The sequence below is a fragment of the Anaerocolumna cellulosilytica genome, assembly GCF_014218335.1.
Lineage (GTDB): Bacteria > Bacillota > Clostridia > Lachnospirales > Lachnospiraceae > Anaerocolumna > Anaerocolumna cellulosilytica.
In genome coordinates this window covers 4,718,657-4,738,597 of record NZ_AP023367.1, presented here as the reverse complement: position 1 = coordinate 4,738,597, position 19,941 = coordinate 4,718,657, and the positions used below count along the sequence as shown (strand labels likewise).

22 protein-coding genes are annotated in these 19,941 nt (G+C 38.9%); all 22 read left to right on the top strand.

Going from position 1 to position 19,941, the window contains the following annotated elements; translation table 11 throughout:
* Positions 1-42 precede the first annotated feature (42 nt).
* The 22 genes from acsn021_RS19500 (at position 43) to acsn021_RS23310 (ending at position 19,822) form a co-directional block, all read left to right on the top strand.
* Positions 43-1,179: a PcfB family protein gene (locus acsn021_RS19500; protein ID WP_184093202.1), complete on the top strand. Its 1,137-nt coding sequence runs from the start codon at positions 43-45 to the stop codon at positions 1,177-1,179.
* Positions 1,180-1,254: 75 nt separating this feature from the next.
* Positions 1,255-3,459: a VirD4-like conjugal transfer protein, CD1115 family gene (locus acsn021_RS19495; RefSeq protein ID WP_184093201.1), complete on the top strand. Its 2,205-nt coding sequence runs from the start codon at positions 1,255-1,257 to the stop codon at positions 3,457-3,459.
* Positions 3,460-3,630: 171 nt separating this feature from the next.
* Positions 3,631-4,008 carry an electron transporter RnfA gene (locus tag acsn021_RS19490; protein WP_184093200.1) on the top strand — a complete coding sequence of 126 codons (378 nt, stop codon included), beginning with the start codon at positions 3,631-3,633 and terminating at the stop codon, positions 4,006-4,008.
* Positions 4,009-4,073: 65 nt separating this feature from the next.
* On the top strand, positions 4,074-4,916 hold the full coding sequence (locus acsn021_RS19485) for a hypothetical protein (RefSeq protein ID WP_184093199.1): 843 nt from the start codon (positions 4,074-4,076) through the stop codon (positions 4,914-4,916).
* A 56-nt stretch (positions 4,917-4,972) separates the two neighbouring features.
* Positions 4,973-5,422 (top strand): PrgI family protein, encoded by a 450-nt coding sequence (locus acsn021_RS19480; RefSeq protein ID WP_243167889.1) that lies wholly within the window; start codon positions 4,973-4,975, stop codon positions 5,420-5,422.
* 7 nt (positions 5,423-5,429) lie between these two features.
* The gene (locus acsn021_RS19475) at positions 5,430-5,585 is read left to right on the top strand and encodes a hypothetical protein (protein ID WP_184093198.1); all 156 of its coding nucleotides are present in this window, start codon (positions 5,430-5,432) and stop codon (positions 5,583-5,585) included.
* A gap of 90 nt (positions 5,586-5,675) precedes the next feature.
* The gene (locus acsn021_RS19470; protein ID WP_184093276.1) at positions 5,676-8,051 is read left to right on the top strand and encodes a VirB4-like conjugal transfer ATPase, CD1110 family; all 2,376 of its coding nucleotides are present in this window, start codon (positions 5,676-5,678) and stop codon (positions 8,049-8,051) included.
* A 219-nt stretch (positions 8,052-8,270) separates the two neighbouring features.
* The gene (locus acsn021_RS19465) at positions 8,271-8,963 is read left to right on the top strand and encodes an alpha/beta hydrolase (protein ID WP_184093197.1); all 693 of its coding nucleotides are present in this window, start codon (positions 8,271-8,273) and stop codon (positions 8,961-8,963) included.
* A 213-nt stretch (positions 8,964-9,176) separates the two neighbouring features.
* Positions 9,177-9,710, top strand: coding sequence for a DUF3841 domain-containing protein (locus acsn021_RS19460; RefSeq protein ID WP_184093196.1), 534 nt, complete (start codon positions 9,177-9,179; stop codon positions 9,708-9,710).
* Between the two features lie 50 nt (positions 9,711-9,760).
* Positions 9,761-10,198, top strand: a complete 438-nt coding sequence (locus tag acsn021_RS19455) for a hypothetical protein (RefSeq protein WP_184093195.1) — start codon at positions 9,761-9,763, stop codon at positions 10,196-10,198.
* Between the two features lie 152 nt (positions 10,199-10,350).
* Positions 10,351-10,599, top strand: a complete 249-nt coding sequence (locus acsn021_RS19450) for a hypothetical protein (RefSeq protein ID WP_184093194.1) — start codon at positions 10,351-10,353, stop codon at positions 10,597-10,599.
* Between the two features lie 5 nt (positions 10,600-10,604).
* Positions 10,605-10,946 carry a hypothetical protein gene (locus acsn021_RS19445; protein WP_184093193.1) on the top strand — a complete coding sequence of 114 codons (342 nt, stop codon included), beginning with the start codon at positions 10,605-10,607 and terminating at the stop codon, positions 10,944-10,946.
* Between the two features lie 67 nt (positions 10,947-11,013).
* Positions 11,014-11,490 (top strand): GNAT family N-acetyltransferase, encoded by a 477-nt coding sequence (locus tag acsn021_RS19440; protein ID WP_184093192.1) that lies wholly within the window; start codon positions 11,014-11,016, stop codon positions 11,488-11,490.
* 236 nt (positions 11,491-11,726) lie between these two features.
* On the top strand, positions 11,727-12,308 hold the full coding sequence (locus acsn021_RS19435) for a TetR/AcrR family transcriptional regulator (protein WP_184093191.1): 582 nt from the start codon (positions 11,727-11,729) through the stop codon (positions 12,306-12,308).
* A gap of 10 nt (positions 12,309-12,318) precedes the next feature.
* Positions 12,319-13,224, top strand: a complete 906-nt coding sequence (locus tag acsn021_RS19430; protein WP_184093190.1) for a hypothetical protein — start codon at positions 12,319-12,321, stop codon at positions 13,222-13,224.
* On the top strand, positions 13,221-13,709 hold the full coding sequence (locus acsn021_RS19425) for a flavodoxin domain-containing protein (protein ID WP_184093189.1): 489 nt from the start codon (positions 13,221-13,223) through the stop codon (positions 13,707-13,709). Before acsn021_RS19430 ends, acsn021_RS19425 begins: the two co-directional genes overlap by 4 nt.
* Before the next feature lie 14 nt (positions 13,710-13,723).
* Positions 13,724-14,638 carry a hypothetical protein gene (locus tag acsn021_RS19420; protein WP_184093188.1) on the top strand — a complete coding sequence of 305 codons (915 nt, stop codon included), beginning with the start codon at positions 13,724-13,726 and terminating at the stop codon, positions 14,636-14,638.
* Between the two features lie 165 nt (positions 14,639-14,803).
* Entirely contained in the window at positions 14,804-16,783 is a 1,980-nt protein-coding gene (locus acsn021_RS19415; RefSeq protein ID WP_243167888.1) for a C40 family peptidase, read from the top strand.
* A 137-nt stretch (positions 16,784-16,920) separates the two neighbouring features.
* Complete coding sequence (locus acsn021_RS19410) at positions 16,921-17,850, top strand: hypothetical protein (protein WP_184093187.1); 930 nt, start codon at positions 16,921-16,923, stop codon at positions 17,848-17,850.
* Entirely contained in the window at positions 17,804-18,043 is a 240-nt protein-coding gene (locus tag acsn021_RS19405) for a DpnD/PcfM family protein (RefSeq protein ID WP_207725145.1), read from the top strand. Before acsn021_RS19410 ends, acsn021_RS19405 begins: the two co-directional genes overlap by 47 nt.
* A 14-nt stretch (positions 18,044-18,057) precedes the next feature.
* Entirely contained in the window at positions 18,058-18,426 is a 369-nt protein-coding gene (locus acsn021_RS19400; RefSeq protein WP_184093186.1) for a hypothetical protein, read from the top strand.
* A 37-nt stretch (positions 18,427-18,463) separates the two neighbouring features.
* The gene (locus tag acsn021_RS23310) at positions 18,464-19,822 is read left to right on the top strand and encodes a hypothetical protein (protein WP_330601778.1); all 1,359 of its coding nucleotides are present in this window, start codon (positions 18,464-18,466) and stop codon (positions 19,820-19,822) included.
* Positions 19,823-19,941 lie beyond the last annotated feature (119 nt).

The window sequence follows — 19,941 nt, the reverse complement described above, 5'->3', positions numbered from 1 at the left end:
AAGAGCGGTTTAAAGGGTGCGGTTTCAGAGGAGGAGGACTAAATGGCAGAAGAGTTACAAGATGCCGTGCAGATTATCCGTGTGGCATATGATGGCATTGAAATTGCAATGAAGGTAGGGCATGGCGGAATCAATGCCCTGCAAAAGGCAATGGATGTTCTAAAAGGTATGCTGGATTATGAGAAGCAACTTGGTAAAACATCCATGCGAAAGCTTTTGATGAAAGGCGGAGATTTGCAGGTATTACAGTTTAAGACCAAGGACATTGGTAAGGTGGAGAAGATGGCAAAAAAATATGGAATCCTGTATTCCGTATTGCCAGACGGGGATAAAACGGATGGAATGGGTGAGGTGATTTTCCATACAGAAGCAGTGCCAAGAGCCAATATGATGATACAAAAATTACAGTATGGGCGTATTGATACCTTTGACGACTATCTGAAAAAGGGAGATGAAAATACCCATGAAACAATGATGGATTTTTTTAAAAAGCAGCAAGAGCAGGGAAACAAATCATTTCCCAAAGTTCACACAGAAAAGGAGGCAGCAATCCATGCCACTTTAGAAGGTCTCATTGAAAAGGTTGGTTTATTTGCCATGCAGAAACAAAGTATCAGTGTAGAAGAGGTAAAAGAGAATTTTAGCATTGGGAGAGAGCAGGCGCAGAACGTAATCAGGCAGTTGGAGACCATTGGGTTTATTGGAACTACGGATAAAGAAGGGCAACATAAGGTAATTATGGACAAGGAAGCCTTTCTCAACCGGGTCAAAGGTTATCAGGAATTAGCGGAGAGAATGCGGATAATATCCGCATCAAAGAACTTGAATTTGTCGGATGTTACCATTAGTAAAAAGCTTATTGTGGAAGAGAACAACCATGCCATAAAGACAAGAGTACCGGGCACATGGGGAGAGAAGGCAAGATATCTCTGGATTAAGAAGGAGAATATCATGGAGGTTTATCAAGGAAAATCCATCCTTACGTTTCTTGACACTGGCAGGAACTATAAGATGTACAATGGGGAAAATCAAGTGATTGAAACAAAGTCAGGAGAAGAACTCTTTGGACACTATGACAAGGTGGAATCTTCTGTAAGAGAGCGTTATGAAAAATATCCGAAAAAGCAAACAAAACAGCAAACGAAAACGCCGAAATCCTCTGTCCAAAGAAAAAGGTAGCATACGTTGTGGGGAGTTAAGACAAGCGAGAGTTATTCAAAACGTACCCAGGGAAGAAAGGGGGAATGGTAGGTTGTGAAGACAAGGAAAAAGAAACACTCGGTGGGGTTCCTTCTTCTTGGAGGAGTATTTGCCGGATATCTGGGGTATCTGATGGGAGGAGCATGGGAGCAGGGAATCAAGGTACAGGAACTTCTAAGTCGGTTTCAAAGAATTTGTGATGCTCCTTTTGACAATTATTATAATTCCTATACCATAAAAGCAGTAGCCATTGCCATAGGAGTCTATGGGATGGCTATTGTTATGTATTGCACCAGTCAGAAAAATTATATGCCCGGTAAGGAATACGGTACAGCTCGATTTGAAAATCCCAAGCGGGTAAACCAAGTGCTGATGGATAAGGAGGAACACTTCAATCGAATTCTAAGCCAGAATGTAAAGATGTCCTTGGATTTTAGAAAGCTAAAATTAAATGGAAATATCTTAATCTGTGGAGGTTCTGGTGCTGGAAAGACTTTTTATGAGGTAAAACCTAATTTGATGCAGATGCCACGGAACTGTTCCTTTATCTGTACCGACCCCAAGGGGGAGATTCTTAGAAGCTGTGGGCAGATGCTAAAGAACAATGGATATCAGGTGAAAGTAATTAATCTCCTAGAAATGGAGCAATCCGATTGTTATAATCCATTTTCCTATATCAGAGAAGAAACCGATGTAGTCAAGCTGATTACCAACCTGATTGTCAATACCACACCCAAGGGCGCAACACCTTCAGACCCATTTTGGGAGAAGGCAGAAGGATTGTTTCTGCAAGCTATTTTCTATTATGTGTGGCTGGAGGAAAAGCCGTCAAAGAGAAATTTTGAAACCGTATTAAAGTTACTTGGAGAAGCAGAAGTAAAAGAACAGGGCAAACCCTCCAGACTGGATATGCGAATGAAATTCTTAGAGGATCAGTCTCCTCTTGGCAGCAGTCACCCGGCAGTAAAACAATACAATAAATGTATGCGAGGAGCAGGGGACACGGTTCGTTCCATTATGATTAGCGCCAATTCCAGACTGGCATTTTTGGAAAATAAAAAGGTGCTGCGGCTTCTATCAAAGGATGAGTTGCATCTTGCTGATATTGGGATTGGAGTAAATGGAGATGGCAAAACAAAGACAGCTCTCTTTTGCGTTATTCCGGATGCTGACAAATCCTACAATTTTATTATTGGAATGCTGTATACCCAAATATTTCAGGAACTTTATTATCAGGCAGATTTTAACTGTGGTGGCAGATTGCCAATTCATGTGACCTTTATGCTTGATGAGTTTGCCAATGTGGCATTGCCGGATGACTATTGTTCCTTGCTATCCACCATGCGTAGCAGAGAAATTTCCTCCATCATTATTATTCAGAACTTTGCCCAGCTAAAGGCACTGTTTAAGGATACATGGGAAACTGTACCAGGAAATTGTGACACCTTTATTTACCTTGGTGGAAATGAGCAGTCAACCCATAAATATGTGTCGGAACTCCTTGGCAAGGGTACTATTGATAAGAAATCCAGTGGGGAAACCAAGGGGCGTCAGGGAAGTTCGTCGAGAAATTATGATGTGTTAGGAAGGGAACTGTTTCTGCCAGATGAAGTGAGAAAACTGGATAATAAGAAGTGCCTGGTATTTATTCGTGGCTTTGACCCCATTATGGACAACAAGTATATTCCATTTGTTCACCCGATGTTTGAACAAACAGCAGATGGAAAAGGAACCCCCTATACCCATGCAACAAGTAAGAATTCAAATCTACTGGGTTCGTCTTTTGAAATCTTGTCAGAGAAGTCCATGGAGCATTATAAAATGCGCAAAGAAAAGGGTGAAAATGTCTACATTGACAGTCTCACCTATGAAGAATTAAAACTGCTTGGTGACGAGGAACTTAGAAAAAGATTTCAGAAGCTGGATGAAAAGGAGCAGAGGGAGTTATGCCATGGGCAACAAGGACAGGAACTGGAATATATGGATGAATCACAGGAATGTAAGCTTGGATTTACAGAGGATTTTCCCAGTGACTCAGAGGAAGGAAAACCAACCAGTGAAAGAAAAAAGCCAACCTGGGAGGACACCATTTCCAATCGTATGCTTCACTGGAAGTATTCCGAGGAGCAAAAGGAAGAGGTCAGAAAAGCAATGGCAGCAGGAATTCCAAAGGCAAAGATAATGAACTATTTTTATCCGGAAGTTTCAATCCAGCAGATGAGAAGCCTTCGGGAAACACAGGAAGCAATGCTATCGTAATAGGTAAAGTAGAAGGTATATGAAAAAACAGTGGATAACCCAACAACCAGGAGCAATCCTGTAAAAATAGATGGTACAAAATAATGCAGAAAACAACGAGCCAGGAATCAAAGGAACGCTTTGATACTGGCTCTTTTTCTGCCACCAATTCTGGAAGGAGATTAGGATTTTATGAAACAAGCACAGATTACAGTTACAGATAAGAAGGACATTACAGTGAAACAAAAAAAGAAAGGATTTTTCACAAGAGTGAAGAAGAGATTGGCTCCGGCAACGTTAGGAGTAATAACGGGAGTCATGTTGACCAGTACTACTTGCTTTGCGGCATCCGGTACCTCAGCAGTGACCCAGCCACTGGATAATTTGAAAACATTAGTAATTGCCGTAATCGGTGCGGTGGGCGTTATTATCCTGGCAAAGAATGTTATGGAGTTTGCACAGGCATATCAGCAGCAGGATTCCTCTACTATGAACTCTGCCCTTAAAGGGATTGTAGCAGGTGTTATGATGGCAGGTATTTCAGCAGTCTTATCCTTCTTAGGATTTTAGAAATCGGATATGGAAAGGCTGGGGTGGAAACACCCCAGATAAAAGGAAGGGGGTGAACAATAAGAATGGACATTTTCAAACTAGGAGACAAAATCCTTGCCTTGCTGGAAATGGTATTTGGATTTTGGAATAACCAGATATCCTTGGTGTTTTCCATGCTTGGGCAGTCTCCGGTTCAGTTTAAAGGAGGCGGTTCCTGGGGTGTAATAGAAGGAATCGAACCTATTTTTGTGGCAGTTGGTTCTTCTCTGGTAGTGCTGTTTTTTGTGATTGGTTTCTGCTCGGAAAGCGTGGATGTCAGGGAGGAGATGCGGTTTGAAGTAATCCTTCGTATGCTGATTCGCTTGGGGCTGGCGGAATGGTTTGTCGCAAATAATGTAACCATTATGAAAGCCTTTTTTACTTCCATTGGGAATCTGGTGAAGCTCATATCCGCAGGAAATACAACGACATTAAAGATTGACAGTACCCAGGCAGATATTATTAAGAATTTAGGCTTTGGAGAAAGCTTGGTTATGCTAATTCTCACGGCACTTTTATCCATTATCATCATTATCTGTGGCTTTTTTATTATATACACCGTGTATTTCCGTTTCCTAAAAATACTAATCCTGGTACCCCTTGGTGCACTTGCCTTTTCAACTATGGGAGGCAATCGAACCGTCAGCAATACGGTAGTGACCTATTGTAAATATTTCTTATCTGTAGTACTTGAGGCAGTCATGATGGCACTTGCTATTGTAGTATGCAATGCCTTTGTAAATGCGGGACTTCCCTCTTTTACGGGTGGGTATGCAGATTGGGCGCAAACATTGATTTATCTATGTGAAATGACATTTACCATAGCAATGACGGTGGGAAGTGTAAAGGGAGCACAGACAATTACCAGTAAAGCATTTGGATTGTAAACGTGGTGCAATGAAAAAGCAGAAACAGAAGAAGTAAGTTCATAGGAGGGGGAAATTTGATTATTGAAATAAACAAAGATATAGACCGATATCAGGAATCTATAATTCTTGGATTATCTGCAAAGCAACTTATTTTTTCAGCGCTCAGTATTCTAGTGGGTGGCGGTATGGTACTGCTTTTATACCGCTATATTGGTCTGACCGGAGCTGCTTATGTGGCAATACCTTGTGTAGCACCCATTGCCCTGGGAGGATTCTATTCTTATAACGGAATGGATTTTTATGAATATATGAGCAGAAAGCTTCACTTTATGTTTGGCAATAAGGCTCTTACTTATGGTTCCACGGAAGGGGAACTGGTAATCAAGGAACTTAGGAAGGAAGACAGCGGAGTTGGTCAGAAGCTTAAGCGGAACACACAAAAAGCAGATAGGGACAGGAAGGGAAAGCAAGTAAAGGAACAGATTCAGAACAACGAAGGAAACAGGAGAAATTTGAAGCCATGAAAAGAGGTTGAAAGAAAAGCACTTTCAACGATTGATTTTGAGTCTGCTGAAGCGGATATGGGGTATAAAAACAAAAAAGCTTCTATTTGACAGTATTGGAATTGTAGTTGTATTGATTGCCGGTATGGCAATCCTTAAGATTACAAAGGAAATAGTTTCGTAACCATTGTCTGACCAAAAAGGTCGGGACAATCCAGGCATGACCGGGGTTGTCCCCGGCTGTGCTTATAATCAGAAAGCGAGGTTGGATAAAATGGGTTTATTTACAGATGGATTTAAGGAACTGAAAAAAGGAAGTGAACCACTTTTTAAAACGCCCAAATCCATACAGGAAACCATTGAGATTATGGCAGTAGCAGAGAATGGGATATTTGAAGTGAGTAAAGGTGGAAAAACATCCTTAAACAAGTACTCCAAGTGTTACCGCTTTCAGGATATTAATTATACCACTGCCACGGAAGAGGAGCAGATTGGCATTTTTGAACGATACTGTAAGTTTTTAAATTCATTGGATTGTAATTACAAAATAACAATCAACAATAAGAATAAGAACATGGCGGAGCTACGAGAAAAGGTGCTGATTAGAGAGCAGGAGGATGATTTTAATCCTTTCCGAAAAATCTACAATGACATTATTGAAGAAAAGATATTAGAAGGAAGACAGGGAATCGAACAGGAACGATACCTGACCATTACCATTGAGCGAAAGAACTTTGAAGAAGCAAAGGCACAGTTTGCAACGCTAGAGGCAACCATACATAAGGCTTTTACAGAGCTTGGAGCTGAAATTCTTCCCCTATCTGGAAATGAGAGACTTCATGTACTTCATGACTATTATCATCTAGGAAAAGAGGGGACTTTTGATTTTGACATCAAACAGGGGAAAAAGATAGGAAGTGATTTTAGAAATGACCTTTGCAATGGCATGATAAAGTATTTTCCAGATTACTTTGAGGATGAGAGCAAATATTGCAGGGCACTTTTTATCAAGAAGTATCCAAGTAGCTTATCGGATCGGTTTATCAACGAGATTACCTCCTTGCCCGTACATTCCATTACCAGCATTGATGTGGTGCCGGTGCCCAAGGATTTGACTACCAAAGTGCTCCAAAGGAAATACCTTGGTATTGAATCGGATATTATTAAACAGCAGAGAGTTCGTAATAAGAATAATGACTTTGCTACCGAAATCTCTTATGCCAAGAGAACGGAGAAAAAAGAGATTGAAGCCATTATGGATGATGTCCGTGAAAATGACCAGTGCCTTTTTTATGTGGCAGTCACCATTATTCTAATGGCAGAAAGCAAGAAGGAGCTGGACAGTGTCTGCGAGACGGTAAAGACCATTGGAAAGCGTAACAGCTGTACCATTGATACCCATTATTTAAAGCAGAGAGAAGCATTAAATACCGCCCTTCCCATAGGGGTGAGGCAGGTGGAGACCATGCGAACACTGTTAACTCAGTCCCTTGCCGTGCTTATGCCTTTTAATGTACAGGAGCTAAATGACCTAACCGGTAATTATTATGGAATCAACCAGATTTCAAAGAATGTGAATATCGGGAATCGTAAGAAGCTGATTAATGGAAATGGCTTTGTATTTGGGGTACCAGGTTCCGGGAAATCCTTCTTTTGTAAGATGGAGATGGGTTCTGTTTATTTATCCGGAACAGATGAAATTATTGTAATTGATCCCATGAATGAGTACTTTGACATTGCACACACCTACGGCGGAACCGTTGTAAATATGTCCACTTATACGGATCACTATGTGAATCCCCTGGAGCTGGATGTATGGAGCATTGATCCAAACGATTCCAAAGGGATGGTAAGGGAAAAGGGAGAATTTATGCTGGGGCTTTGCGAACAGTGTATTGGAGATAGCTTAGATTCCCGCCAAAAGTCTATTATTGACCGATGTGTCAGAAAGCTGTATCTGGATATTGCTCGTAGTAAAGAAAAGTACATTCCGGTAATGAGTGACTTTTATGGTCTGCTTTTAGAACAGCCAGAGGAAGAGGCAAAGGACATTGCACTATCCTTGGAGCTATTTGTGAATGGTTCACTCAATATCTTTAACCACCAAACCAATGTGGATGTAGACAATCGCTTTACCGTCTATGGAATCAGAGATTTAGGTTCCGAATTAAGCCCCATTACAATGCTGGTTATGATGGAATCCATTCAGCAGAGAATCGTAGAAAATGGTCAGAAGGGAAAAGCAACCTGGCTCTATATTGATGAAATTCATGTGCTCTTAAATTCAGAATATTCGGCAAAGTATCTCCAACAGCTCTGGAAGAAGGTAAGAAAACAAGGTGGTCTGTGCACTGGAATAACCCAAAATTTAGTGGATTTGCTTCAAGATTATACGGCAACTACCATGCTTGCCAATTCTGAATTCGTTGCACTATTAAAGCAGGCAAATTCGGACAGCTCCAAAATGTCGGAGGTCATTGGGGTATCTGAGGCTCAGCTTCGATTTGTCACGAATACCTCATCGGGGATGGGACTGATGAAGTGTGGTTCTGTAGTGATTCCGTTTGATAATCAGATTAGTAAGGAGACGGAGCTGTATCGGCTTTATAATACGAATATACATGAGATAAATGCGAAGAAAGAGAAGTAAGTCGAATTTGTCATATGTAGGAAAAAGAATAGATTATCGTAGTTGATTGTGGTAAACTTTAAACAGGTGTCAGCAGGATGCCTGTTTATTGAAAAGTTAGGATTTAATGTTGCAGTGAAGGAACCTTGTAAAAGAGCCGAGAAAGGAGGATATATCATGTCAAATAAATTTAAATTAAAGAACCTATGGAGGGGAATACCTCGATAGGTGGAGGTAAAAATGAAAGCTCAGAAAGTTAAAATAGATAACATCCCAGCAATTATTTGGGGCAAGGAATCAGGCAAGGCATATATTCATGTTCACGGTAAAATGTCTTGCAAAGAGTATGCAGAAAATTTTGCAGAAATTGCAGAAAAAAATGGATATCAAACCATTAGTTTTGATTTACCAGAACATGGGGAAAGAAAAGATGGTAATTATCGTTGTGATATCTGGAATGGGATACATGACCTTACTGCCATAGGCAATTATACATTTTCAAGATGGAAGGAAGTTTCTTTATATGCTTGCAGCTTAGGGGCTTATTTTAGCTTGCATGCATATGCAGATAGAAACTTTACAAAATGTCTGTTCCAATCACCTATATTAGATATGGAATATTTGATTCGGCAGATGTTTACGTGGTTTCAGGTAACGGAGGAAAAGCTATTTACCGAAAAAGAAATTTCCACGCCAGTTGATTTATTGCATTGGGATTACTATCAGTACGTCATAAATCACCCAATAGAAATATGGAATCTTCCGACTTCTATTCTTTATGGTGGAAAAGACAATATGCAATCGGAAGATGTAATTCAGAAATTTGTGGAACAACATAATTGTAGCTTAACAATTTCTGGGAACAGTGAGCATCCATTTATGCAAGAGAGAGATTTTGAAATCGTTAGAAAATGGCTGGAAGAATTCATATAAAGATGTTCAACTTTATATGAAAACCATTTGGATGAAAAAGTGAAAAATGGATTCCAAATGAAACTTATGCAGATATTGAGGAGACACAAGGCGCAATTAACCTTTATGTAAATTGTGTTAATAAAAAGCATTTACCATATGTATTGCTGTTGAGTTAAAGATGACAAATGAATTGATAGGTGATACAGGTGTAAATGAAGTTATGGAGGTACTATGGTTTTATGGACAATACAGCATAAGTGTGCATATGAAGAAATGAGAAAAAAAGGAGTGCTTAGAGCAAATGAAGCACGCATTTGTGACGATTCCTTTAAAGAAGCCTATCTATGGATTTCAAGCCAAATGACCAAACGTATGGGTAATTCGCCAGAAGGCGTTATTTTTCCTGTATGGGCATGGTATCAATGGGAAGGAAAACGGAAAAGGCTTGATATGAGAATCCATGGTCGCCACTGGGGAAAGAAGGGCTCTCCAATTGTTTTGTTAACAATAGATGTCCCGGACAAGTTTGTATTGCTCTCTGATTTTGATTATTGGCATGTGGTTTTGAATAACGGAGATATCATATTTCCGTACCGTGACGAAGCTATTTATTCCCAAGCAGAAAAGCAAAAAAGCTGGGAGAATATATTTGATATAGATTGTAGTTATGATGGAGAGTCGCATCCATTCCTTACAACGCAAGCTACGCTATGGGAAATTAGATGGGAATGGGTAATAAAAGCGGAGCATTTCATATCGCGATGACTTTGAAGCGGTTAGAATGAGAAATTTAAAATATATGAGGTGAAATAAATATGTGTGACGAATGTTATGTTGATGAAAATAGAATAACACCTTTACTAAATCCTTTAGATTGTTTGGAAACACACACCCAGTACATTTGTGGAACCTGTGGGAGGTGTATTTGTATTGAGAGTGACCCAAAGCGAGGAGTGCAACGGTGGAATTTTCCATTTAAGTCACTGGAGGTTGCAAAATTATACTTACGCACTGCTGATTATACCATGAAAAAAGCATGTGGTATTTATGAGATAAAGAGTGAAGAAGGCAGGCTGTCATACAAGATTTTTGCCAATAGCATGGAGCTGGAATTATATCTGAAAAGGAACAAAGGAAAAAGGTGTGAAAGCATGAACCCGGTTTTTAATGTTAAAGATTTCAGAGAATATGCAAATACACAGGTGCGGAAATTAAATTCGGATGAAATAAAAAAATACGTGTCAGAACGATAAATTCCAAGTTGCTAATGAGCATGAGATGATGACTATAGAGTAGAAAATTATAAATAATTTTTCATATGTCATAATATAATATGAACTTATTAGGACAAAGATTTAGATTTATAAAAAATATTAGATCAATAAAATGTGAATAAAGGAGAAAAATGAGTTTTAATGATTATTTAACAAAACCTGCATTTGTTCAAATAGAGGAAGAGAGTAAAAATGAATTGAATTTTGAAAATGAAAACTCTGTTGAGCAGCGAGAATTAGCATATCAAGATTTAAAGGCAGCAAAAGCCTTGTCAAATGCATCTAAATCAACTGATAGTGCTGATAATGGTACGAAAAAAGCATTAAATAGAAAAGCAAAACAAACGGCAATGGAGGCTACTGAACATGCACAGAAATAAATACAATGGCAGATGACAAACAGAAAAATATAGCTAATGCTGAAATTCATTCAAAACTCAAGAAAACGCATAATAATAGTTTTATGCAAAGAGAACAGAAAAAAGCTGGAATAAATATTTTAGAGAAGGAAGATATTGATAGGTTGAATTCAGCTGTTAAGAAGAAAAACGGAGAGAAGTCTCCATATAATGCAATTAGGTTTACTAAACAGGAAATTGATGATAAATCCGTGGATGATTCGATCGAAGTTGCAGAAAAGGCAATAAATAATTTAGATAAAAAAGTACAAGAAAGTAAAAGTACAGAAATTCAAATAGGCAACATTAAAGTTTGTATTGATATTTAATTTCTTCCATCATATCTATGTCAATTTCAAATTTTTGGTCAAATAAGCCCGAACCCGGAGATAAAATATGGATTATACAATAAGAACTATGAAAAGGGATGAATACCCCTTACTAAATGATTTTTTGTATGAAGCAATATACATTCCTGAAGGAACAGACCCACCGCTCAAATCTATAATTAAGTCCCCTGAAATGCAAGTATATACCTATGATTTTGGAAACTCAAAGCATGACAAAGCTCTTGTTGCAGAGGTAGAAGAAAAGATTATAGGTGCTGTTTGGGTGCGAATTATGAAGGACTATGGGCACATAGATGATGAATCACCCTCTCTTGCAATATCTGTGTATAAAGAATACAGGGGATTAGGGATAGGAACCGCTTTGTTAAAAGAAATGCTCTTACTGCTGAAAGCAGAAGGGTATTCAAAAGCTTCTTTGTCTGTCCAGAAAGAAAATTATGCAGTAAAAATGTATGAAAAAGTTGGATTTATTGTTTTTGAGGAAAACGAAGAAGAATATATTATGGTAGCTTATCTTTCATGATAAACCCAACTTAGTGATAAAGCTTTCAGCTATATAAAAACAGAATAAGAGTATTGATACCCAGCCGTTAAGAAGTAAAATTCCTTGACGGCTTATTTTATTTGGTTTTCATTATAAAAATATTGACACACAAACAGTAATACTGTATATTAAACAGTGTTTAATAAATAAACAGCGTATAGTTTGGAGGGATTATTATTAGTATTGCAGAACGAAAAGAACGAGATAAAGCAGCAATGCGCGAAGAAATCTTGAATGCTGCCCGCAAAATTGTAGCAAGCAGTGGGATAGATGGGATATCAATACGAAAGATTGCAGACATGATTGAATATTCACCTGCAAGCATCTATCATTATTTCAAAAACAAAGAAGAAATTGTTGAAATTCTCATTGGAGAAAATTATAAAAAAATATTGGAAACATTGTCCTTAAGCGATCTTAGTGAAATAACACCAGAAGAAAAGCTAAAGGAGGGGAGTAAACGGTTCATTCAATTGGCTGTACAGATGGGAGATGCTTACAAAAGTGTCATGCTAAGTGACTCTAAGACTGTGCTGGCACATACTTCGGTCTTACAAAGAGGAGCTGCGAAAGAACGTCCGGCGGTTGGTATGTTGTGTGATACCTTGCGTAAACTGCCAGGCTATCAGCAAAAGGCTGACAATCAAATAGAAATGGCAGCACAAATCATCTGGTCACTTGCGTTTGGACTCGCACTGCGATTGATTATTGAACAAGTGGAGGAGGAACAGCAACAACAATTAATTGACAATGCAGCAGAGTTTATTTTTTCAGCAATTAAGAATATAACAGATTAGGAGAAATTGGATGAAATATAAAAAAAGTATCTGTGTACTTGTTTTTTTCATTGTGGGATTATCCTTGCTAGCTGGTATTATAGGAGTACTCTCAGGAGGAGGTCAAGAGGGGCAGACCTTTTTATCCATTCATGAGGAGACGGTTCCGCTATATGGTAAAGGTATTTATAAAAATGACTCTATTGCGGCAGCAGCGCAGGCCATAGCACAAGACTTAGTGACAGTGTTACTAGGAATTCCACTGCTTATCGTATCCTGTATGCTTGCCGGAAAGAAATCCATAAGAGCAAGAATTTTACTGGCAGGAACACTTGCATATTTTCTCTATACCTATATGTCCTATTCCTTTCTCTGCATGTATAATTATTTATTTCTTGTTTATGTAGCACTGATGTCATTAAGCTTTTTTGCTCTGGTTTTGGTCATGATTTCTTTTGACAGGAAGGAACTAGGGCAGGCGTTTGGTGATGAAATTCCTGTTAAGACAATCGGTATTTTAATGATTATTTTTACCTGTGCCATTGCACTGATGTGGACAGGGAGAATTATTCCGCCTTTGATTGGCAAAGAAACCCCACCTGGCTTGGAACATTATACAACCCTTGTGATACAGGTGATGGATTTGGGATTTGTCATTCCTATTTCCCTTTTGGCTGCCATTTTATTAATGGGTAGAAAACCAGTTGGATTGCTGCTTGCTTCTGTTATGTGTATGAAAGGTGCCACCATGCTGACATCACTCACAGCAATGGTAATCAATCAAGCTCTTGCAGGAGTAGAAATGTCGGTTTTCGAAATTGTCATTTTCCCCTTAGCTAACATTTTGGTATTATTCGGTGTAGTTATATTTATGAAAAAAATAAAAGAACCGGAAGTCTATGAAATGATTGATAAACAGGAGGGGCAGGAAGAATGAAAAGCATAATTTTGTATACTACACGCTATGGATGCACAGCCGAAGTAGCAAAACAAATACAAGGAAAGCTTGCCAGTGATTGCAAAAGTATTAATATTGTTACGGAACGTGTACCGTCGTTGGACCCTTTTGATAACATAATTCTTGGCGGATCCATTTACATTGGAAAAATTCAAAAGGAGCTGACATCATTTGCTATATCCAATTTAAAGGAACTATTATCAAAAAATATTGGTTTGTATCTCTGTGCCGGGGCGCCACAGGAGGAAGAGCTTAACAAGGAATTATTAGGTGCCTTCCCCAAGGAATTGTTTGAGCATGCCATTGCAAAGGATGTGCTGGGGTATGCTTTTACATTTGAAAAGATGCGCTTTTTGGATCGATTTATTATGAAGAAAATCAAAGGGGATGTAGTGAGTACCACGAAATACTTTGATGAGCGGATTGCAAGGTTTACCCAAAATTTCACAGTTAGCAAATCATGAAAAGAGGAAAAACAATGAACCCACCAAAAGTTTTAAAGTTACATGTAATTACTGTACTGATTACAGTTTTAAGTTTTCTCACAACTTTGACCGGACTTTTTTACACAACGGGTGGGAAGACCTATACTGTTACAAATCAATATGGCGATATCGTAAGAATTTACGGAGATGGTCTTTACGCACATGATTCCTATTTTATGGCACCAATATTTAGAGGGACTGACTTTACAATTCTTTGTGTTGCATTACCTCTTTTAATTCTTTCACTTGTGCTGGATATGAAAAAACAGACACTGAAAAGCAGGTTATTTTTAACTTCTGTTATTTCAATATTTACCTATTACTCGGCTAGTATTGCATTTGGAGTTACATACAATTTTCTTCAGTTAATCTACATCATGCTATTTTCTCTAAGTTTTTTTGGATTGATTTTGGCTATTAGGAGTATTAATTCTTCACTGCTTATCAAAAGTATGGAAAGAACTTTACCTCAAGTTGGAATTCGAATTTTTCTTGTTTTATCAGGCATTGCGTTAATTGTGGCGTGGCTTCCGGATATTATAGTCTCGCTCATTCACAGTCAATCTCTGCAACTTATTGAAGTGTATACAACGCAAATAACTTATGTACTTGACATGGGGGTGATTGGTCCGACTGCATTAATTTGCTTATTCATGCTAAAGAAGAAAAATGGTATGGGTTATATTTTACTCGCAATCCTGTTAACGGTTTGTACACTGGTTGGTATCATGCTTCCCATTCAGACAATATTTCAGCTCAGCGCAAACATAGAGATTCCAATAGGTGCTGTTATAACAAAGATTGGAAGTTTTGTTGCGCTTGCATCGTTTGCACTTTATTTTGACATAAGGTTATTTAAAAGCATAGAGAACTCGTTAACGTTATACGATAGAAAATGTATTGAATGATGAGCATTCAAATAAAATATTTTCCAATGAGTATTATACAAAATAATGTCTTGAATTTGCTTGAAATAAAATGATCAAATCAATAGAATATGAACTTATGAATGCCATTGCAGAGCTTATTAGTTTTGCAATGGCTTATTTCATTTCAGAGAGAAGGTGAAAAACATGAACATTAAGAAAATCCAAGAGAAACCAATGGTAATCCATACCAAGCAAAAAAACCAAATTCATTCCCATCAACCAAAGAGTGTTACTATAAAAGGAGGGAACATATACACAAGAACCCGAAGTCCCAAGATTAAAGCAGTTGCCGTGAATAAGAACTTTAGTAAAGCAGGAAAAAGTAGCCCTCAATACAGGAATCAAAAGCCAAAGAAAATTCATCTAAAAAGTACAGTACATGGAGAAGGTAATGTCAAAGAACCAGATAAAGGAAAGCTTCAAAAGAAAGCAAAGGAGTCAAACCAATCCATTAAAGGAAAACAGACCAATCTCCATATTACAGAACAAACCGGAGCAATAGGTGCAAGGGTTGCAACTGACCAGATGGAAGGTGGTAAGGAAATACAGCAGGCAACCTACATGGCTCATGAAGCATTCCGTCCTGTAACAGGAATCGCATATCTAAGTGCTAATGCTCTCAAAAAGCAGATAGTGGAGCGAAAGAAACGAGAGAGAAAAAAGGTGGAAGCAGAAAAGAAACTTGGGAAGAAATCAGAAACTAAATCTACCAAAGAAACTGCAAGAGAGACTACAAGCAAAGCAACAAACGAAACTGGAAAAAGAAAAACTGCAGAGAGAGCTACAAAACCTGGAACAATATCCCCAGACACAGCAAGAAAAACAACACCAGTAGCAGGGAGTATGGGAAGGGTAACGGGTATCAAAAAGAAATTAGCTTCTGGATATACTTCGCGAATAGCCATGGAAGCAAAGGATACCAAGGCAGCAAATAAAAACCGAAAGCTTGCATTTTTCCTGGATAAGATGAAAGCACAGGAGAATCAACAGGATAGTATTGCAAAGCTTATGAAAGACCTGGTTACAAAAAGAGCCTTTCAATGGATTAAGACGGTAGCACCGATGATTGGATTGGTGCTTTTATTATTGGTTCTTGTTGTGGCAATGATTACAATTCCAGTGATAGCGGTGGTTGCTGTTCTATATAATTCACCGTTTGCCCTGTTTCTTCCACCACTTGAAACGGGAAATACCGTTCAGACAGTGACAAGTGCATATGTGGCAGAATTTAACCGGGAGGTAACTACAGTAGCCAGTGACCATGTGGGATATGAGGAAGGGCAGATTGTATATGTGGATTACGAAGGGACAGACGCCATTCCTTCTAATTATTACGATATTTTAGCAGTATATATGGTGAAGTATGGAGTTGGTGATACCGCAACCATTATGAATGATACTTCAAAAGCATGGCTAAAGTCAGTAGTGGAGGATATGTGCTCTTACACTACCTCCACAGGTGCTGAAACAGAGACTGTTACCGAGGAAGACGGAACTACCTCTACATTGACCACCACTTATCTTTACGTGAATATATCCTTAAAATCCTACCGGGATATGATTTCGGAATACGGATTTAACAAGGATGAAGTAGAGATGTTGGAAGAAATTATGAGTCCAGAGTACCTGTCCATGCTGGGATGGTCTGGTAGTGAAGAGGAAGGAGAACCCGGTATTGGTTCCTTAATCGAGGAAGAAATCAATGCAATTTTAGCAAGCATTTCAGATACCAGGCAAAAGGCAGTTTGTTCCTATGTACTTCACCGGGTAGGGTATCCTTATAGTCAGGAACTGCGGGATAGTGGCAATTATTATGACTGCAGCTCTTTGGCATACTATGGCTGGAAAAGTGCAGGAGTGAATATCAGCAATGGTGGTGCAACCACTGCGGCGGCAGAGGGAGAGAAGCTAGAAAAAGCAGGAAAGACTGTAACCTTGGATGCAATACAGCCCGGAGATTTGATTTTCTACAGCTATACCAATAACCGAAGATATAGGGATATCAGTCATGTGGCGATTTATGTAGGCGGTGGAAAGGTGGTGGAAGCACGAAGCATAAAATATGGGGTAGTCTACAGAGAGATTCCCAATATCGGAAAGATTGTATTGATTGGTAGACCATAGATACAGATAATAAAAAAGGAAGTAAAGCAGGTAGAGCCGTTGTGGTTCTGCTTTTTTTGATTGGAGGAAAGATGGAAAGAAAATTACCTTCAAACTATTTATTAAGGCCTATTCACTTTTGAATAGGTCATCAGAAAATGAAAGGCACGGGTATTATGATGGAAATCAATGAAATGATTCTTGTAATAGAAAAGCAAAGAGGTGAAGAGATGAATGCTCTTATGACCACCCCGGATTATATCAAGTTTGCACCAGTAGAAAAAGAAGCGTTACCGCTTGAGGTGGCAGAGCGAATGGTGGCGTTGGGAAGAACAGTAGGCACAGAGATGGAATGGATAGAGTACAAAACAGCCGAGAAATCAATCTCTACAAAATACTGCAAAGAGGAACAACAGTTAATAAAGTTTTTGCAGGGCGGTTACAACAGTACGAATCAGAGTTGGACATTTGATTCAGAGCGGAGCAGCTCCCTTTGTATGGAGAAACTTATGGCAGTGGGGATTGATACGAAGGGGAGAAGAAAATACAGCGGCTTTCATTATGAATTACAGGAAGCAGCATTTGAACAGGGGGAGATTCTTCATAATTTCAATGGGAGTGACTACCGGGTGATGGAAACCTTGTCTCCTAAAAATCTTTTATTAATGGAGGAAGTAACCGGAAACTTTATTGTAGCAATTGGCGTGGAGTTTTATAAAAGAACCCATAAGGGTGAGGGGGCAAGTGAAATTAATTATACATACGGAATGGAATGGGGACATGGGATATACCTTTCCTCCACACCATCTACCATAGACTTTCACTATATCAGACAAGAGTACGGGACAACGGAACGGGTGGAAGGGTTATCCGGCTATAGAAATAGGCTGGAGAGAAAATTTAAGCAGTATCAGAAGCTGGTAAAAGATGATTTGTTATCGGATACTATTAAGAAAGCCGTTGGAACATCCATGTATGAAGAATTTGGCACCAAAAAGGCAGAAGTTTTCATGGATAAGCTGGAAGAAGGAAGGTATGACCATGGGTTTACTGGGAACAGGGTTCCCAAGAAAGGAAGGGCGAGGTAGAGTGGCAAAAGAGTATGAAATTGAAATTCAGGAGGTTTTAGCAAGGGTGGAGAAAGTAGAGGCAGAATCCCTTGGAGAAGCCATTGATATGGTAATGGCACTGTATTATGCACAGGGAATTATTTTGGATGCAGAGGATATGAAAGGGGTAGATTTTACACCCATTGAACAAAAGGAAGGAATGAGCAGATGATGGAGGATTGTAGAATGAATAATAACGGGAAAGAAATTACAAATACGATTGGGTTTCTCCTAAAGGAGCTTCATAAGGAATGGGACAGATCCGGTATTGCAACAGCATCAGTAGTAATTGCCATAGAGGAAATAAAAGAAGTAAATCAAGTTCTTTTCAGGAAAATTAGTGAGACACAGCATTTAGTGGAAGCCAACGATATGACATGGAAAGAAAGTGTTGTACTATCAAAAAAGTGCTATGTTCTGCTTCGATTGGTAAGAAAAATCAAGGCGAAGGAAGGCATGAAGAATCAAAAGGTTAGGAATCAGGAGTTATCCATCCCCCTTGATAAAGAAGAACTAAAGCTGTTCAAGGAACTTTTTGGAGCAAAGATAAAATAGTGCAGAGGGATAAATTTAGCGGAAAGGAGCAGCTTAAGTGAACATAAATTATAAGGTACAAGTCATTTATGATGAACAGATGGAAGAAATCACAAGCTCCCCAAAGAAATGGCAGGAGGTATTAAGGCTTGCCGGGCAGCTTTATCGGTATGAATTTGACAATGTTATTATGATATATGCCCAGCGTCCCCAGTCTACATTGGTTGCAGATTATGATACTTGGAAGATGGTAGAACGATATGTAAAGAGGGGAAGTAAAGGTATTGCAATCTTTCCCTCACAGGCATTGAATCCCAGAATGAGATATGTATTTGACATCAGTGACACAGGAGGAAGAGACGTAAAACTGACATGGGATTTGGAGGGGGAGAATCTCAAATGTTATTTGGATTTTTTAGCAGCAGAAGGACAGATTGAAAAGCTTGAAAGCACCAGCAGGGATGAGTTAAAAAACTTGCTAAAATTATTTACAGGAACAAATGTTTGGACTATAATAAAGGAAGAGTTTTCAGAAAGACTCCATGAATTAAAGCAGCTATCAGGTAGTGTGATAAAGGAATTTGCGCCAGATGACGAGAAAGATACTCTCCTTGCAGAAGCCTGGAACAACCAGGACGGTGAGAGAGACGTTAACAGAGCGCGTACAAAACGCGAGGGCTTACAACAGCAAACTGGTATGGAAGAGCTTTTATACCGGAGTGTAATGTATGCTGTAGGAACAAGATGTGGATTTGACTTATCAATGGAGGAACAGGATTTTAGTCAAATTGTAACAATCCAGGAGGAAGAGATTGTTTACCGCCTTGGTTCTCTCGTATGCGATGTCTCCTGTAGTGTTCTGAAAGAATTTAGCAGAAACTTAAAGACCATTGAAAAACAGACCAATTGGTCTGGGAAAAGGAGAAATGCGTATTATGGCAAAAATGACGTATCACGAAGTGGAGGGTCTACTGTATCCGGATATTCAGGAGACGTCGGAGCAGGAGCAAACAGTAAGCACACTGGGCAAGTACGGAAGAATGGCGATGGATTATCTCAAGGAGAATCAGAGGAGCCGGTACAATTCCCTTTACCGATTTGGGAAGCTGACAGAGAAGATGAATCAGGTGGACGAAGAGGCGAACCAACTACTGGATCAGTTAATGGAATCCTATCTAAAGAAACACAAGCCACAGAATCCTTCCTCAACCATGGAAATGTGGAAGCTTCGAGAACAGGCGAAAATGCAGGCGGAGGAAGTAGTATTACACCAGGTGGTACTGCGTTTTCACTAAAAAAGGAATCAGAAAATATTGCGGAAAATGAAGTGGGATATGAGGAAGAAAAAAGCCCTTCATCAACGTCTATGTCATATATATTTAGATGTTATTGGTTTAGGAAACGAGGACAAGATTAAATTGACAATTCCTTTTAGGGATAGACTATTTAGTGATTATAGCTTTGATCTTATTAAAAATATAGTTTCGCCAGAGATATTCACTAAAATTTCTATGAATGAGGAAAATGTATATTAGT

Coding starts and splice junctions, on each gene's coding strand:
- acsn021_RS19465 (WP_184093197.1), top strand. CDS start 8,271: ATGAAAGCTCAGAAAGTTAAAATAGATAACATCCCAGCAATTATTTGG.
- acsn021_RS19500 (WP_184093202.1), top strand. CDS start 43: ATGGCAGAAGAGTTACAAGATGCCGTGCAGATTATCCGTGTGGCATAT.
- acsn021_RS19415 (WP_243167888.1), top strand. CDS start 14,804: ATGAACATTAAGAAAATCCAAGAGAAACCAATGGTAATCCATACCAAG.
- acsn021_RS19490 (WP_184093200.1), top strand. CDS start 3,631: ATGAAACAAGCACAGATTACAGTTACAGATAAGAAGGACATTACAGTG.
- acsn021_RS19445 (WP_184093193.1), top strand. CDS start 10,605: ATGGCAGATGACAAACAGAAAAATATAGCTAATGCTGAAATTCATTCA.
- acsn021_RS19430 (WP_184093190.1), top strand. CDS start 12,319: ATGAAATATAAAAAAAGTATCTGTGTACTTGTTTTTTTCATTGTGGGA.
- acsn021_RS19440 (WP_184093192.1), top strand. CDS start 11,014: ATGGATTATACAATAAGAACTATGAAAAGGGATGAATACCCCTTACTA.
- acsn021_RS19400 (WP_184093186.1), top strand. CDS start 18,058: ATGAATAATAACGGGAAAGAAATTACAAATACGATTGGGTTTCTCCTA.
- acsn021_RS19455 (WP_184093195.1), top strand. CDS start 9,761: ATGTGTGACGAATGTTATGTTGATGAAAATAGAATAACACCTTTACTA.
- acsn021_RS19485 (WP_184093199.1), top strand. CDS start 4,074: ATGGACATTTTCAAACTAGGAGACAAAATCCTTGCCTTGCTGGAAATG.
- acsn021_RS19410 (WP_184093187.1), top strand. CDS start 16,921: ATGAAAGGCACGGGTATTATGATGGAAATCAATGAAATGATTCTTGTA.
- acsn021_RS19420 (WP_184093188.1), top strand. CDS start 13,724: ATGAACCCACCAAAAGTTTTAAAGTTACATGTAATTACTGTACTGATT.
- acsn021_RS19470 (WP_184093276.1), top strand. CDS start 5,676: ATGGGTTTATTTACAGATGGATTTAAGGAACTGAAAAAAGGAAGTGAA.
- acsn021_RS19405 (WP_207725145.1), top strand. CDS start 17,804: ATGGGTTTACTGGGAACAGGGTTCCCAAGAAAGGAAGGGCGAGGTAGA.
- acsn021_RS19460 (WP_184093196.1), top strand. CDS start 9,177: ATGGTTTTATGGACAATACAGCATAAGTGTGCATATGAAGAAATGAGA.
- acsn021_RS19425 (WP_184093189.1), top strand. CDS start 13,221: ATGAAAAGCATAATTTTGTATACTACACGCTATGGATGCACAGCCGAA.
- acsn021_RS19435 (WP_184093191.1), top strand. CDS start 11,727: ATGCGCGAAGAAATCTTGAATGCTGCCCGCAAAATTGTAGCAAGCAGT.
- acsn021_RS19450 (WP_184093194.1), top strand. CDS start 10,351: ATGAGTTTTAATGATTATTTAACAAAACCTGCATTTGTTCAAATAGAG.